The sequence below is a fragment of the Sulfitobacter sediminis genome (assembly GCF_040811725.1).
Lineage (GTDB): Bacteria > Pseudomonadota > Alphaproteobacteria > Rhodobacterales > Rhodobacteraceae > Sulfitobacter > Sulfitobacter sediminis.
On the sequence record NZ_JBFNXX010000007.1, the window covers coordinates 121,760 to 137,103 of the forward strand.

At 61.0% G+C, this 15,344-nt stretch carries 12 protein-coding genes; 9 read left to right on the top strand and 3 right to left on the bottom strand.

The features are described from left to right. Nucleotides 1-369 precede the first annotated feature (369 nt). On the top strand, nucleotides 370-1,452 hold the full coding sequence (locus AB2B41_RS11345; protein ID WP_367877909.1) for a hypothetical protein: 1,083 nt from the start codon (nucleotides 370-372) through the stop codon (nucleotides 1,450-1,452). Here AB2B41_RS11345 and gmd read toward each other — a convergent pair. The 3 genes from gmd to AB2B41_RS11360 all read right to left on the bottom strand — a co-directional run bounded on the left by gmd (nucleotide 1,411) and on the right by AB2B41_RS11360 (nucleotide 5,219). Continuing rightward, nucleotides 1,411-2,502: a GDP-mannose 4,6-dehydratase gene (gene gmd, locus AB2B41_RS11350; RefSeq protein WP_367877910.1), complete on the bottom strand. Its 1,092-nt coding sequence runs from the start codon at nucleotides 2,500-2,502 to the stop codon at nucleotides 1,411-1,413. The two genes, AB2B41_RS11345 and gmd, sit on opposite strands and share 42 nt — an antisense overlap. A 50-nt stretch (nucleotides 2,503-2,552) precedes the next feature. After that, nucleotides 2,553-3,233 (bottom strand): alpha/beta hydrolase, encoded by a 681-nt coding sequence (locus AB2B41_RS11355; protein WP_367877911.1) that lies wholly within the window; start codon nucleotides 3,231-3,233, stop codon nucleotides 2,553-2,555. A gap of 117 nt (nucleotides 3,234-3,350) precedes the next feature. Then, nucleotides 3,351-5,219, bottom strand: a complete 1,869-nt coding sequence (locus AB2B41_RS11360) for an FkbM family methyltransferase (protein WP_367877912.1) — start codon at nucleotides 5,217-5,219, stop codon at nucleotides 3,351-3,353. 297 nt (nucleotides 5,220-5,516) lie between these two features. Here AB2B41_RS11360 and AB2B41_RS11365 point away from each other — a divergent pair, with 297 nt between their 5' ends. From AB2B41_RS11365 to AB2B41_RS11400, 8 genes are all read left to right on the top strand, one after another. Continuing rightward, entirely contained in the window at nucleotides 5,517-7,397 is a 1,881-nt protein-coding gene (locus AB2B41_RS11365) for a glycosyltransferase family 2 protein (RefSeq protein ID WP_367877913.1), read from the top strand. 203 nt (nucleotides 7,398-7,600) lie between these two features. Further along, nucleotides 7,601-8,566 (top strand): TRAP transporter substrate-binding protein DctP, encoded by a 966-nt coding sequence (gene dctP, locus AB2B41_RS11370; RefSeq protein WP_367877914.1) that lies wholly within the window; start codon nucleotides 7,601-7,603, stop codon nucleotides 8,564-8,566. 6 nt (nucleotides 8,567-8,572) lie between these two features. Next, entirely contained in the window at nucleotides 8,573-9,067 is a 495-nt protein-coding gene (locus AB2B41_RS11375) for a TRAP transporter small permease (RefSeq protein WP_367877915.1), read from the top strand. A 4-nt stretch (nucleotides 9,068-9,071) separates the two neighbouring features. After that, nucleotides 9,072-10,388 carry a TRAP transporter large permease gene (locus AB2B41_RS11380; RefSeq protein WP_367877916.1) on the top strand — a complete coding sequence of 439 codons (1,317 nt, stop codon included), beginning with the start codon at nucleotides 9,072-9,074 and terminating at the stop codon, nucleotides 10,386-10,388. A gap of 468 nt (nucleotides 10,389-10,856) precedes the next feature. After that, nucleotides 10,857-11,951 (top strand): TRAP transporter substrate-binding protein, encoded by a 1,095-nt coding sequence (locus tag AB2B41_RS11385; protein WP_367877917.1) that lies wholly within the window; start codon nucleotides 10,857-10,859, stop codon nucleotides 11,949-11,951. Between the two features lie 80 nt (nucleotides 11,952-12,031). Next, nucleotides 12,032-12,637, top strand: coding sequence for a TRAP transporter small permease subunit (locus AB2B41_RS11390; protein WP_367877918.1), 606 nt, complete (start codon nucleotides 12,032-12,034; stop codon nucleotides 12,635-12,637). Then, the gene (locus tag AB2B41_RS11395) at nucleotides 12,634-13,998 is read left to right on the top strand and encodes a TRAP transporter large permease (protein ID WP_367877919.1); all 1,365 of its coding nucleotides are present in this window, start codon (nucleotides 12,634-12,636) and stop codon (nucleotides 13,996-13,998) included. Before AB2B41_RS11390 ends, AB2B41_RS11395 begins: the two co-directional genes overlap by 4 nt. Next, nucleotides 13,998-15,341, top strand: a complete 1,344-nt coding sequence (locus tag AB2B41_RS11400) for an amidase (protein WP_367877920.1) — start codon at nucleotides 13,998-14,000, stop codon at nucleotides 15,339-15,341. The genes AB2B41_RS11395 and AB2B41_RS11400 overlap by 1 nt, the downstream gene beginning before the upstream one ends. Nucleotides 15,342-15,344 lie beyond the last annotated feature (3 nt).

Genomic DNA, 15,344 nt, shown 5'->3' on the forward strand with positions numbered 1-15,344 from the left:
TGCCGAAAAAAAGGCACGGTTTCAGCGCAATAGCGCTGCAGCAAGCATGAAGGGACGATTTAATTCCAAGCCATCTATTTCTAGTGATGGTAGCATTTTTCCCGATATTTCACAAGTTCGTGAGAAAGCGGCGCGCGGGATTTTGCCGGTCCCGGATGCTTTTGCTGCAATCACAGAAGGTTACGCAGGGTAACTTTGTGTGAGGCCCTGGAGGTTCGCGCCATTTTCACCGCAGTCCGTCGTGCCCCTGCCGGGCCCCGAATTCCGGTGACCGACCATGACAAATCGGTCATCCGGCGCGCCAAAGATCTGGCCCCGACAGAAGCGCCAAAGTAGACTTGGGCAAAAAATGGACAACGAGAGAGCAGAATGCCCTCCATGCGGAAATGCGTGATCATCCAGTTCGAACCCCGGCACGAAGAGGTGATCCCCTCGGTGATCGCCGCCTGTAACGCGGCCGGTTACCGGCCGCAGGTATTTCTGAACAGGCGGATCCGACGCGTGCGGGGAGATATCTTTGACGAGATACGGACGGGCGACGCAGATATCACCTATACCGCCCTGTCGCCCGAGCCCGGTGGCAAGGGGTTCGACCTTGGCACCGTCCTGACCGACGACGTGGATTTCGTCGTGCTCAACACCTTCAATCGTCGCAAGGCGGCGAAATGGGCAAAGACCTGCGGCAAACCGGTGATTTCCATCGTGCACAACGTCGACCAATTCATGGGCGATGCGGTCTTTCACGATGCCCTGGAGCGGGACGATTTTGCCTTTCTCACCCTCGCGCCCCATGTCACGAGCGAGGTGCTTTCGCGTATGAACGGGCGGCACGTGGACAAGTTCGGGTTGTTGACCAGCTTCGTCGAAAGCGATCCACCCAACACATATCAGGTGTCCGAGCCGCGCAAGGTTGTCGTCCCCGGCAACATGTCGCTGCGCACCCGCAATTATCGGGGGCTGATCGACGCGCTGGCCGAAAATCCGACCCGCTGGGACAATCTGCGGTTCGAGTTTCCCTCAAGCGGCGCGGACCGCGAAAACATCGCGGCGGAAATCGCCCGGCGCGGTCTGGGTGAGCGGATGCGCATCCTGCCCGCGGGGCCCATGGGTGAAGTGCCCCACGCCGATGTCTTTGCAAGCTTTCGCTCCGCCACGGTCTTTCATCCGCTGATCCCCGCCGATTTCGCGCAATACCAGCGGATCAAGACCACCTCGACCGTGATCATGTCCGTAGGCTTTGGCGTGCCTGTCGTCATGGACCGCTGGTCAGAGGCCTGCTACCGCCACCCGATGCTGGTGTCAGACAACAGGGTCGAGGAGAGCCTTGAGCGCATTTCAACCGCAAGCGACGGGGAGTTCATGGACATCAGCGCAGGGCTTGCCGCCTTTCGCGCGCGCGAAGCCGAGAGATCAGGCGCTGAGATGGCGCGGCTGATCGGACAGATCACGTAGCGCCACCGCGGCGGGTACGCCATTCCGGGCCTGCTCTCCGGTCGCATCCTCGTAGTCCGCACGCGCCATCATCCCGGCAAGCTCGGCAACCTCGACCATCGGGCACCAGCCAAGAACCTTGCGCGCCTTGGACGCATCTCCAATCAGTTGATCGACCTCCGCAGGTCGGAAGAAGGCAGGGTTCACCTCGACGATCCGCCTGCCGGTGGCGGTGTCGGTCGCCGTCTCCTTGTCGCCCTTGCCCTGCCAGTCCAGCGACAGCCCAAGGGCGGCGGCGGCGAAACCCACGAAATCGCGGATTGAGGTCGTCACACCTGTCGCCAGCACGTAGTCGTCAGCCTGATCCTGCTGCAGCATTCGCCACATGCCTTCAACGTAATCCCCTGCAAATCCCCAGTCGCGTTCTGCGTCGAGGTTGCCGAGTTCGATTACGTGATCCTCGCCCGCAGCGATGCGGGCCAGGCCGAGGGTGATCTTGCGGGTCACGAATTCCGGACCGCGGAGCGGGCTTTCGTGGTTGAAAAGGATGCCGGAGGAGGCATGCATCCCAAAGCTCTCGCGATAGTTCATGGTGATGTAATGGCCATAGGCCTTTGCCACGCCGTAGGGGGAACGGGGATAGAATGCGGTCATCTCGTTCTGTGGCGTCTCGCGCACCCTTCCGAACATCTCGGAGGTGGACGCCTGGTAGAAGCGGGCCTCCGGCGAGAAGGTGCGGATCGCATCCAGCAGGCGGACGACACCGATGGCATTCACGTCCGAGGTATAGATCGGCTGGTCCCAGGAACTGCCGACAAAGCTTTGCGCGGCAAGATTGTAGATCTCGTCATAGCGGCCATCCCGGATAAGACGGGTGATGTTGTTGGCATCTGTCAACTCGGCGCAGACCACCTGCACACGCTCGGCAATGCCGAGCCGCCGCAGCCGCTCCAACTCGTCCAGCGAATTGCGCCGGATGGTGCCCGTGACCTCGTAGCCTTTCGACAACAGAAGCTGCGCCAGATAGGCGCCGTCCTGTCCTGCTACCCCGGTAATCAGTGCCTTTTTCATTGGCTTGGTTCTCCTGCTCGATGTTGTTTTTTTTCGTGTTGGCGCGGGGGTCATGCCCTGCCCGCCCATTGCAAATCCTGCGTGTCCAGTCCCGCCTTGAAATCGCGCAGGAATAGCCCGCTATCCGCTTCGATGATCTTGCGCACCTTGACCCGCCGCTCTGCAAGGGCGGCGCCGATAAGCGGGGCCAGAACAGCCTTGCGATTCAGCATCTTGGCGTGGTTGTGGCCGTATTGCGGGAGGATGAAATGACGGATGCCCCTGATCAGGGGGAACTTAAGCGCATGCGCCAGTTCCCCGCCGGTGCCGCCGTGCACGATGTAAACGGTCTGATCGTCCGTTTTCTCAAGTGTCACCTCGGGATAGATGAACGCCGAGATGTTAGCGCGATACTTTCGCCAGCGTTTCTCTTCCGGCATGATCTGGGGCGACACGGAATACTGCGGCACGAAGGCCATCACGGTCCGTGCCGGGATGCGCCGCGCCATGAGCAGCGCCATGGTGCCTCCCATTGAATTGCCGATGAGCGCGATATCGTCGATCCCGTTTTCGGCGGCGGTGCTGGCGACCATATCGGCGATTTGTGCGTCCATGCCGGGCCAGTTGAGCCAGCTTCGGCTGAAGTCGCTTACAAAGAGCGCGTGATTGGCCTCGTCCTGCGTGGCGGAGCGGAAGAATTCGATCGCGGGATATTCGTCGGGAAAGCGGCCCACGCCGCTAAAGACCACCACTAGTCTGCGCGTGGTTCCGGCCAGTAGCTTATGCGCAAGGGGTATGGGGCCCCCTTATCGATAAGCTCCTGCTTCATCTCTCCGGTATCCTGCCCAAGCGATCCTTCTTTCTTTCGTTCACGTTGCGCGCTGCGCTGCCCAGACCGTCTCGGTCGACTTGCGCGGTAGCGGCTCGAACCCCGCTGTCCTGAGAAGCTCCTTGCAGCGCATCATACCTTCCTGACCGTAGACCTCTGGGTGGAACTCGATCACCACCGAGTTGATCCCGGAAAGGTCCGCCGCTTCGAGGAAGGGCAGTTCGCCACCTTCGATATCCATCAACAGCGCCGTTGGCTTGAAATCCTCCTTCACCGCGTCAAAGCGGTGCACGGGCACGGACACCGTCTCGGATATCTCGCGCTCAGGCGTGGCGAGCGATGAGAAGGCGAACCGCTTGGAGATGTTGAAATCCACGGTTTCGGGCGGTTCCTCTTCACTCATCAGGGCACCGTGAGTGACGGAAATGATGTCATCGACGCGGTTGTGCCTGTAGGTCGCCTCGACAACCGGGATCATGTTCGGGTTGGCCTCGAAGGACAGGATCTTCTGGGGCCTGCGGTTGTGGGCGACTGTCGTCCCGACAATCCCGATCCCTGCGCCGCATTCCAGAACGCGGTCCGCGCTGCCCACGAGTTCGAGCGCGCCGGCGATCTCCTCTTTCTCATAACGGCCATTGTTGATCTTGCGGACCAACCATTTGGGAGAAACCGCGAATGACTCCGGCACCTCGATCCCGTGGCAGGCGGCGACGATGCCATCGGGCAAACTGCGCGCCGGTTTCGTCGCTGCCCGCTCTGCCCTGAAGCCCTGTCCGGTTTCTTCCCTGTATTGCGACAGGATTGCGTCACGGTCCGTGTCGGGCATGTCCTCCCACCCGCCACGGCTGGCCATGCCAAGCTTGAACAGCAACTTGCCCACCGTCGGCAGGCTGAGTTCGGCAACGGAAAAGGCATCCACCCTCAGCCTGTCCTCACGGATCCACTGCTGCTTGATCGCGTCGATCACATGCGGCTTGCGCCCCGAGAACGCCCGCAATTGATCCGTGATGGCCCTACCGACGGCCGAGCGGCGGCGGCGAATGAGCGCAACCTTTTGATCGGGACGCGCGACCATGGCCAGAAGATGCAGGGCGGACCCGTCAAGGGCGACAACCTCGCGCGCGGCCTTGTAGCGGGCGATCTGGGTTCTGAGATCTGCTTTCTCGGGATGGAAAATCTCGTAATCGTCCTCTCTGAGCCGAGCCTCGATCCGCGGCTCACCGATAACCCCGCCGCGCCGCGCGCCGAAAAGGGAGCGCGAGATATACAGTCTCTCGGGCCCTTCGGCGGGCACGTCCTTGCCAAATCTGGACGTCACATAGTCGCGGAAGGCTGCCGTTCCCGAGGCCATCTTGCCTGCGCCAAAGCCCTGCCCGGGCACGCAGAGCGCTTCGACACGGATGTTCTGCGAAACAATGCCAACGGGGACGTCCACGCCAAACTGGCGAAAGACCTCGCGCTGGAATTCCTTGAGCAAGGGGGCCTCGTCGCTGTCCCAGGCGACAGCGGCACCGTTCTCTTTCGCCGCGTTTCCCCGCCACCTGAAGAACAACACGCCGTCGAGCTTTTTCCCTGCAGCGCCGCAGCCCCAGAGACGCCCGAGGGATTCAAGCAGGAAGTGTCCGAAGTGGTAGTGGATATTGCCGCCCCAGAGATAGCGGCCCTTCAGGGTCTGCCCGACAGCGGCCCGCTCGGGCGACGGCGGGGGCACCATGGTGGGATGCCCCTTCCAGTAGACCGCTTCGTGACAGAACGCGTTATCGCCGTTGAAAATACCGCAAGGCCTGATCTTCCCCCCCGCAAGCGGCGGCATGATCAGGGCGTTGTCCAGCCATTGTATGCGGCTTGCCCAATTGTCCGGATCGTCGGGAAGGGGTGGCCGATCAGCCCCCACTGCCTGTTCCATCATCGATCATCTTTCTGTACGCCCGGTTTCTTTGCCCTGGGCTTTCTGCTCTGGCATTCGTTGTACCGCGAAACCATTTTTTTGCAACCTTGCGCTTTGATGTGAACCTGCCTCATCGCGGGCTCTATTGCCTGCGGAGGGTCAAGATCGGGTAAAGTGCGAGGGGTCTGTCCGGGTTCAACAACCAATAATCCCCGTCAGAATTAGATCCCGGGTGTTGCGCATTTGGTCTAGGCGACCGTGGCCCTGCGCCGTAGTCTCCAGAAAAAACATAAAGAGCAGGCAAAAAAGGAACAATTCATGTCCACTCAGGTCATTGGACCCGGATTTGATGCGATCACCCCCCGGATTTTCCAGATCGGTTTCAACAAGTGCGGCACGCGTTCGCTTTATGAATTCATGAAGCAGAACGGCATCTCAGCAGTTCACTTCAAACGCGGCAACCTCGCCAAGGACATGGCCGAGAACCTGAGCGCCGGAAAACCGCCGCTTGAAGGGTTCGACCGCTGGATCGGCTATACGGACATGCAGCGGGTCAGCAAACGCGAGGGCGTGATCGAGGCCTGCGAGTTTTATCGTTCGCTCGCGGCCTATTATCCCCGGTCCTATTTCATCCTCAATACCCGCAGCAAGGATCGCTGGATCAGCAGCAGGTTGCGGCATGGCAAAAACCAGAACTACGCGGAGCGCTACCGCAAAGGTCTGGGGCTGAACACCCAGGAAGAACTGATCGACTTCTGGTCGAAACAATGGGATCGCCACCACGCCGAAGTGCCCGAATTCTTTGCCAAAACCGGGCAGCATTTCCTGATCTACGACATTGAGACGGACACGCCCGACAAGCTGTCGGATTTCCTCGCCCCCGATTTCAAGACCGATCCCGCGCATTTCGGGCATGAGGGCAAGACCGAGGCAAAGTCGCTCGAAAACGCGGCGCCCACGATCTATGCCAAGTCCGAAGAGATCGAGACAGAGATCGCCGAGCCGGTGCAAAACATCTTGCCCGAAACGGTCCCGCAGGCGGACGCACCCCGGAAAGAACCTGAGATCAAGCTAAGCAAGCGTTTCTTTCCCCGCAACGATATCGTCGGCCTGAACGAACAGGCGGTGCTGCCTGCCTATGCCGAAGCCCCGCTGCGCCCGCCCGCAGAGGGATCGACCGGTAATGTCATCATCGCCTGCATGAAGAACGAAGGTCCCTTCCTGCTGGAATGGATCGCCTATCACCGCGCCATCGGCTTCCACCATTTCCTGATCTACACCAACGATTGCTCTGACGGCACAACCGAGATGCTGGACCGGCTGGCCGCGATGGGAATTGTCACCCATGTCGACAACAGCGACTGGGAGGGCAGCTCGCCCCAGGTGGTGGCACTGAATGCCGCGATGAAGCATCCGGTGGTCGAGAAAGCGGATTGGCTTGTGCACATCGACGCGGATGAATTCATCAACATCCGCACGGGCAACGGCACCTTCGACTGCCTGCTCGATGCACTGCCCGAAGGTGTCACGAACATCGCGATGACATGGCGGCTGTTCGGGTCGGCGGGTGTGAAGGATTACGAAGACCTGCCCGTGATCGAGCAATTCGACAGATGCGCGCCCTCCTACCTGCCCAAGCCGCATATCGCCTGGGGTCTCAAGACCGCGACGCGCAATATCGGCGCCTACCGCAAGATTTCCTGCCACCGGCCCAACGGGCTGAACGACGGTTTCGACGAAAAGATCACTTGGGTGAACGGATCGGGCAAGGACATCACCGATGCCCGGGCCAAGAACGGCTGGCGGTCGGACCTCAAGACCATCGGGTACGACCTTGTTCAGTTGAACCATTACGCGCTGCGCTCTTCCGACAGTTTCCTGGTCAAGCGTCAAAGGGGCCGCGCCCTGCACGTCGACCGATCCATCGGGGTGGATTACTGGACGCGGATGGACTGGAACACGCATCAGGACTTGACAATCAAGCGAAACCTCGCGCGACTGGCGTCAGAGATCGACCGTCTGAAGGCCTACCCCGGCATTGCCGAGTGTCACGCGGCCTCGGTCGCCTGGCACCGCGAGAAGATCGCGTCCCTCAAGGGCGTCGCGGAATTCTCTGAGCTGATGCAGGATGTTCACACGATAAAGCTGGATGACATCTCGCGGATGCAAACGGTTCTCGAGGCGGGAATGGAAGCATAGGCTGGCGCGCTGGCCGAACCGCTTTGCAGCTACTTGAACGCCGGGGCCCGTCCGAAACGGCGGGATTGTCATTGTCTGCGTGCGATGAACGTCCGAGGGAAATTGACAGCGCCCTTGCGGATCGCTACCACATATATGCAGATACATATAAATTGGACCGGCGTAACAAAGCGCTGGCTAGCCTCAACACCGGGAGACACAGCATGAAAATCAAAGCACTCGTGGGCGCAGCCCTTCTTGCAGCAACAACCTTCAGCCCTGCCGCCTTCGCAGAAGAGGTCACTTTGCGCGCGGTATCGGCCTTCAACCTCGGCACAACCTTCAGCCGCGAGTTCGAGGCCTTCGTCGACTGGATCAACGAGAACGGCAAAGGTGTGGTGCAAATTCAGGTCGTCGGCGGGCCCGAAGCGGTGCCGCCGTTCGAGCTGGGCAACGCGGTGCAGTCCGGCGTCGTTGACCTTGCCAACAACACCACCGCGTTCTATCCGAACCTCGTGCCCACCGGTGATGCGATCCACCTGGCAGAGAACACGGTGCAGGAGCAGCGCGCCAACGGCTGCTACGATTTGGTTGACCGCATCCACCAGGAACAGATGAACGTAAAGTTCCTGGCGCGCGCCGGAGACGGCATGGGCTTTCACCTGTACCTGACCAAGCCCATCGAAGGACCGGACCTGACCGGGCTGACCATTCGGACCACGCCGGTCTATCAGGCCATGTTCTCGGCCCTTGGTGCCAACCTCGTGCGGACCGCACCCGGCGAAGTCTATAGCGCGCTGGAACGCGGTGCGATCGACGGCTACGGCTGGCCCGCGCAGGGTGTGCTGGACCTTGGCTGGGACGAGCAGACCAAGTACCGGGTGGATCCGAGCTTTTACAACGTGGACGTGAACCTGCTGGTGAACCTCGATGTCTGGAACGGCCTGACCGACGAACAGCGCGCAAAGCTTGAGGAAGGCGCCGCCTGGATGGAAGAGCTGAACATCAAGAACGCCGAAATCAACGCGGCCGAATACGCCAAACAGGCGGATGCCGGGATCGAGACGATCACGCTGAGCGGGGCGGACGCCGAGAAGTGGCTTGAGACCGCGCAGACCGAGGGCTGGGCCGCGGTCGAGGCTGTCGATGCGGCGCTTGCCGGCGAACTGAAAGCCTGCCTGACCAAGTAATCGGGCATGTTCGCACGGTTCTTTGACCGCATGCTCTGGGTGCTCGCCGCGATTTCGGCGGGCATCTTTGGTGCTATCGCGGTGGTGATCACGATCAACGTGGCGCTGCGCAACCTTGGGTTTCCGATCATTTACGGGGCGCTTGACGCGATACAATACGCGCTGATGATCGCGACGTTCATGGGTGCGCCCTGGGTGCTTGCACGAAACGGCCATGTGCAGGTCGATCTGCTGACCGCGAACCTTGCCCCCCGTGCACAGGCGCAGCTTGGCCGGGCAACGGCGCTGATCGGTGCCGTGACGGCGGCGGTGCTTGGGTGGTATGGGCTTCAGGCCGCGCTCGCCTCTGCCGCGCGCGGGTCGATGATCCGCACCTCCTTCGTAATTCCCGAATGGTGGATGCTGTCTTTCGTACCCATCTCGCTGACGCTCTGCGTGATCGTCTTCCTGCGCCAGATGCTGAAGAGCGGGCCCGCAGACCGCAAGCTGAGTGGGCTCTGACGGGATGGATTGGGTACTGATCCTGACCCTGATGCTGGGTGGCCTTGGCGTGCTGCTGCTGATGGGCATGCCGGTTGCCTTCGCCTTCATCGCGGTGACGACCGTCGGGGCCTATCACGTGCTGGGCGGTGAGCGTGGCATCCTGCAACTGGCGCGGAACGCGACGCAATCGGTCGCGAATTTCCAACTGGCACCGATCCCCCTGTTCATCCTGATGGGGGAAATCCTGTTTCAGACCGGGGTCGCCCACCGGGCCATAGACGCGATCGAGCGGGTCGTGACGCGTATCCCCGGACGCATGTCCGTCGTCACGATCTTTGGCGGCACGATCTTTGCCGCCCTCTCCGGTTCCACCATCGCGAATACCGCTATGCTGGGCAGCACGCTGCTGCCGGGCATGCTGAAACGCGGATACCATCCGTCGATGGCGATGGGGCCGATCATGGCCTCGGGGGCAATCGCGATGCTGATCCCGCCCTCGGCGCTGGCTGTTCTGGTTGGTTCGCTTGCCGGTATCTCCATCGCAGGGCTGCTCGTCGCCGGGGTTGTCCCCGCCCTCTTACTTGCCGCGCTCTTTGTGGCCTACGTGGTCGGCCGCAGTATCCTTGATCGCTCCGTCGCGCCGCCCGAGACGCTGGAACAGATGACACTGCGGGAACGCTGGACCCCCTTCATCATCTACGTTCTGCCCCTCTCGGTCCTGTTTTTCGTGGTCATCGGCTCACTGCTCATGGGCATCGCCACACCGACGGAAAGTGCCGCGCTCGGCAGTCTGACAGCGGTTGCCATCGGAGCCGCCTACCGCGCGCTGAGCTGGGAGAAACTGGGCCGCGCGCTGATGGAGACGTTGAAGCTGTCGGTGATGATCCTCTTCATCATCGCGGCAAGCCAGACCTTTGCGCAGGTGCTGTCGTTCTCCGGTGCCACCAGCGGATTGATCCGCACGATCAACAGCTTCGATCCTACCCCGCTCATGGTGCTGCTGGGAATGATCGCGATCCTGCTTTTCCTGGGGTGTTTCATTGACCAGGTGTCGATGCTGATGGTCACGGTGCCGATATTCGTGCCGCTGGCGCAGGCGATGGGCATCAACGAACTGATCCTTGGCGTCGTCTATCTGCTGACGATGGAGATCGGGCTGCTGACCCCGCCCTTCGGCCTGTTGCTCTTCGTGATGCGGGGGGTGGCCCCCCCTGACATCCGCATGCGCCAGATCTATGCTGCGGTCGCTCCCTTCCTGGTGATAAAGCTTTTCGTGCTGGCACTGATCGTCTGGGTGCCGGAATTGGGAACATGGTTGCCGGGGCTCATAGGGCGCTAGGCAATTCCTGCCTTCAGACCGCAGAAGGGGAACGTCGCCTTAAGGGCCGCCCGCCCAGATCACTGTCCGCGCAGAGCACGCGCCGGATGAATCACCCGTTGGCGGGCCGTTGCCATAGCTTTCTTTTCGCTATGCGCAGAAAATCGGTGTGCCAGCCTGCCCAGGCTCGCCTATTGATTGAAGCGCGCCCTTTCGATCTCGAGAAATTTCAGCTTGCCGGTTGTTCGCGAAAATACCTCTGGCACGAGACCGAATTTCGCTCCGATACATTCAAATTATTGAATTATTTAGAGTTTTCACCTGCATCCCGAACAAATGCACGGACGGGATTCGTTGACCTCGGAAAATATCGGGTAAAGAAGCACTGGACGCCAGCGCAAAGAAGCTTAGTGTTCGGCAGGCTATCAGTCGGACAGAAAAGAAAATTTTCGGGCGGCTATCAGCAACATCTGAGAATTGGGAGGAACCATGACGAAATCTTTGAACCGCAGAAACTTTCTGCGCGGATCCGCCGTTGCCGGTGCAGGCGCACTGGCGACACCAGCCATCGCCGCGAACCACGGCACCACGCTCAAGATGCAGGCGGCCTGGGGCGGCGGCATCTTTCTTGAAAACGCGCAGTCCTATGTGAACCGCGTCAACGAAATGTCCGGCGGCGCGCTGACAATCGACCTCCTGCCGGTGGATTCGGTCGTGAAGACCAGCCAGATGCAGGACGCGGTTCACCGCGGCGTTCTGGACGCGGCACACTATGTTCCCGCCTATTGGTATTCCAAGTCCAAGGCGGCGTCGCTCTTTGGTACCGGCCCCTGCTTTGGCTGGTCCAGCCAGGAAGTGCTGGGCTGGGTCTACTACGGCGGCGGTCAGGAGCTATTTGACGAGTTGATGGCATCGCTGGGCCTGAACGTCGTGTCGTTCTTCAACTCGCCCATGCCCGCACAGCCGCTGGGCTGGTTCAAGGAGCAGATCACCGACGCGTCCCAGATGAAGGGGCTGAAGTACCGGACCGTGGGTCTGGCTGCCGACGTTCTGCTGGAAATGGGCATGTCGGTCGTGCAGCTTCCGGGTGGCGAAATCCAGCCGGCGATGAAGTCGGGCCTGATCGACGCGGCCGAGTTCAACAACCCGACCTCCGACCGCGACTTCGGTATGCAGGACGTCTCCAAGCACTACCACCTTGCCTCGTTCCACCAGAGCCAGGAGTTCTTCGAGGTCACATTCAACAAGGCGAAATTCGATGCGCTGGCCGACGAGCAGAAGGCAATCCTGAAGTACGCATCCGAAGCGGAGAACTCGAACTTCTACTGGCATAATACGAAGCGTTACGCCGACGACCTCGTGAAGCTGCGCGACGAACAGGGCGTCAACGTCTACCGCACGCCCGACAGCGTCATGGCAGAGCAGCTCAAGGCGTGGGATGTCGTGGTGGACCGCATTTCCGGCGAAGACCCCTTCTTTGCGAAGGTCGTCGAAAGCCAGAAGGCATACGCCAAGAACGTGATGAACTATCTCAACCTCAACCAGCCTGACTACAAGCTGGCCTACAACCACTATTTCGCCTGATCGGCGCATCGTGTGAGAGGTCGGGGGCCGCCTGATGGGCGGCCTCCGGCTGTTGAGTTAACGAGGCGGGGGCTACTTCCTTGATTAAGACAATTCACGCCATAGAGGGCTTGAGCCAGTGGGTCGGCAAAGCCTTCGGATGGTGCATCCTCATCCTGACACTGTCTGTGTCCTATGAGGTCTTCGTTCGCTACGTGTTGAATTCCCCGACGGTCTGGGCATTCGACGTGATGGTGCAGATGTATGGCGCGCTTTTCCTGATGTCTGGCGCTTACGCGCTGGCGCAGGATGCGCATGTGCGCGGTGACGTGCTGTATCGGCTTTTTCCGGTCCGCTGGCAGGCGCGCGTCGATTTCCTGCTATATATCATCTTCTTCTTCCCCGGCATGATCGCGCTGTTCTGGTACGGCTGGGAAATCGCCTCGGACAGCTGGCGCTACAAGGAGGTGAGCTGGAACAGCCCCGCGCGCATCCAGATCTATTTCTTCAAAACCCTGATCCCGGTCGCCGGTGCCCTGCTGATGCTTCAGGGCCTTGCCGAGATGGCGCGCTGCTGGATTGCCATGCGCGACGGTCGCTGGCCCGAACGGATCGACGACGTGAAAGAAACCGAAGACATGCTGATGGACATGGGGCCCGAGGCCTATAACGAAACCGCTTCCGGCGCAGGGGAGGGCCGCAAATGACCGATCCTCAAGTCGCCATCCTGATGCTGTGCCTGTTCATCGTTCTGGTGCTGCTCGGCTTTCCGATTGCCTTCACGCTGATCGCGATGGGCGTGGCATTTGGTTACTATGCCTACTACACCGGTGCGCCCGAAAGCTTCGGGGACATCTTCAACAACAACATCTTCTACCTGCTCAATCAGAACACCTATTCGGTGATGGAGAACGACACGCTGGTCGCGATCCCGCTGTTCCTGTTCATGGGCTACGTGGTGGAACGGGCCAATATCGTGGACCGGCTGTTTTTCTCGCTCTATCAGGCGGCGCGAAACCTGCCCGGATCGCTGGGGATTGCGGCGCTGCTGACCTGCGCGGTCTTCTCGACCGCATCGGGGATCGTGGGTGCCGTGGTGACGCTGATGGGCCTGCTCGCCTATCCGGCGATGGCCAAGGCCGGCTACAACAAGAGCTTTGCTGCCGGCATCATCTGCGCAGGCGGCACCTTGGGCATCCTGATCCCGCCGTCGATCATGCTGATCGTCTACGCGGCCATTGCGGAATTGTCGCCCCTGCGGCTTTATGCGGCGGCGGTGTTTCCGGGCCTGATGCTGGCCGGTCTCTATATCGTCTACGCGATGATCCGGGTGAAGATTAACCCCTCGCTCGCGCCGATGCCGGACCAGGAAGGCATGCCGCCGCGCAGCCAGATCTACATGAACCTGCTGATCTCCTTCGTGCCGCTGACGGTGCTGATCATGCTGGTCCTGGGGTCAATCCTCGGCGGTCTTGCTACACCTGCGGAAGCGGCGGCCATGGGCGCGCTTGGCGGTCTGGTGCTGGCGGTGATCTACCGCTCGCTTACCTGGGACAAGGTCAAACAGTCGGTGTTCCTGACTGCGAAGGCGACCGCGATGGTCTGCTGGCTTTTCGTGGGCTCTTGGACCTTTGCCTCGATCTTCTCGTACCTCGGCGGGCACGACGTGATCGAGCATTGGGTCGTGGCGATGAACCTCGAACCCTGGCAGTTCCTGGTCCTCGCGCAGGTGATCATCTTCCTGCTCGGCTGGCCGTTGGAGTGGTCGGAGATTCTGATCATCTTCGTGCCGATCTTCCTGCCCATGCTCGACACCTTCGGGGTCAACCCGTATTTCTTCGCGATGCTGGTCGCGCTGAACCTGCAGACCTCGTTCCTGACACCGCCCATGGCCATGTCGGCCTATTACCTCAAGGGCGTTCTGAAGAGCCAGATCGAGCTGATCGAGATCTTCAAGGGCCTCATGCCCTATCTTGGGATCGTGATCCTCTGCATGGTGCTGATGTACCAGTTCCCGGGCATTGCTCTGTGGTTCCCTGACTACCTCTTCGGGGTATGGGTGCCCTGATGAAAGGTGATCTGACACTGCTCCCGGCCGTCGAGGCGGCCGGGGCAATCCGTGACGGGCGGCTGATGTCAGAGGCGCTGGTCGCGGCGTACCTCAAGCGCATCGACGAGACCGAAGGCACCATCAAGGCCTGGGCGCATCTCGACCCCGATGAGGCACTTGCGCAGGCGCGCGAGGCGGACCGCATCCGCAAGGCAGGGCATGCAACAGGTGCGCTGCACGGGGTGCCCGTGGGCCTCAAGGACATCATCGACACGGCCCATATGCCGACCGAGCGGGGCACGCCCATCTTCAAGGGGCGCACACCGGACGCGGATGCGCGCATGGTCGAACGGCTCTATGACGCAGGTGCCGTGATCATGGGCAAGACCAAGACCACCGAGCTTGGGTATCTGCATCCGACCGATACGACCAATCCACACGACCCCGCGCGCACGCCTGCGGGATCGTCTTCCGGGTCCGCAGCGGCGGTCGCCGCACGCCATGTGCCGCTGGCCGTGGGCACCCAGACCGGCGGCTCGGTCATCCGGCCCGCGTCTTTCTGCGGCACCTTCGGTTTCAAGCCGACGCGCGGAGTGATTTCGCGCGGCGGCGTGCTGCGCACCTCTGTTTCGCTGGACCAGATCGGGGTCTTTGCGAACACGCTCGAAGACATCGCGCTGCTGACAGACGCCCTGGGCTGCTACGACCAGCGCGATCCGACCAGTTTTGCCCGCCCCCGCCCCGCAATGCTGGACGGTGCCCGGGCCGAGCCGCCTGCGGGGCCTGACATCGCCTGGTTCGACCTGCCCTTCTACGACCGGCTGGACCCCGAAACCGCCGCCGGGCTTGAGCAGGTGATCGAGGCGCTTGGCGACCGGGTCGAACGCTTTCCCGCCGCACCGCAACTGGCGGGGCTGACGGATGTACACAAGACGATCTACGACTACGAGATCGCCGGGAACATCGCGCTGATCGAGGCCGACTACGGCGCGCCTCTCAGCCCCGAGATGACCGACGCCATCAAGCGCGGTCGCGCGATCACCAAGGATCAGTACGAAGATGCCATGGCGGTCAAGGAATCCGCGAACGCGTTCTTTGAAAAGCATTTCCACGATTTCGACGCGATCCTCGCGCCTTCCGCCACCGGCGAGGCGCTGCCACTGACGGCGGGCAGCACGGGGGATGCGATCTATTGCACCATATGGACCCTTGCCGGCCTGCCCTGCCTGAGCCTTCCCCTGCTGGTGGGCGAAAACGGCCTGCCTATCGGTGTACAACTGATCGGGTCGGTCGAAAAAGATGACAGACTGATGCGTACAGCCGCCTGGATGCTTCGCGCACTGGCGGAAGAAGGAGAGTAAACA

Bases quoted from the DNA above. Each gene is read 5' to 3' on its own strand.
- AB2B41_RS11345 (WP_367877909.1), top strand. From the start codon at position 370: ATGCCCTCCATGCGGAAATGCGTGATCATCCAGTTCGAACCCCGGCAC.
- gmd (WP_367877910.1), bottom strand. From the start codon at position 2,502: ATGAAAAAGGCACTGATTACCGGGGTAGCAGGACAGGACGGCGCCTAT.
- AB2B41_RS11360 (WP_367877912.1), bottom strand. From the start codon at position 5,219: ATGATGGAACAGGCAGTGGGGGCTGATCGGCCACCCCTTCCCGACGAT.
- AB2B41_RS11365 (WP_367877913.1), top strand. From the start codon at position 5,517: ATGTCCACTCAGGTCATTGGACCCGGATTTGATGCGATCACCCCCCGG.
- dctP (WP_367877914.1), top strand. From the start codon at position 7,601: ATGAAAATCAAAGCACTCGTGGGCGCAGCCCTTCTTGCAGCAACAACC.
- AB2B41_RS11375 (WP_367877915.1), top strand. From the start codon at position 8,573: ATGTTCGCACGGTTCTTTGACCGCATGCTCTGGGTGCTCGCCGCGATT.
- AB2B41_RS11380 (WP_367877916.1), top strand. From the start codon at position 9,072: ATGGATTGGGTACTGATCCTGACCCTGATGCTGGGTGGCCTTGGCGTG.
- AB2B41_RS11385 (WP_367877917.1), top strand. From the start codon at position 10,857: ATGACGAAATCTTTGAACCGCAGAAACTTTCTGCGCGGATCCGCCGTT.
- AB2B41_RS11395 (WP_367877919.1), top strand. From the start codon at position 12,634: ATGACCGATCCTCAAGTCGCCATCCTGATGCTGTGCCTGTTCATCGTT.
- AB2B41_RS11400 (WP_367877920.1), top strand. From the start codon at position 13,998: ATGAAAGGTGATCTGACACTGCTCCCGGCCGTCGAGGCGGCCGGGGCA.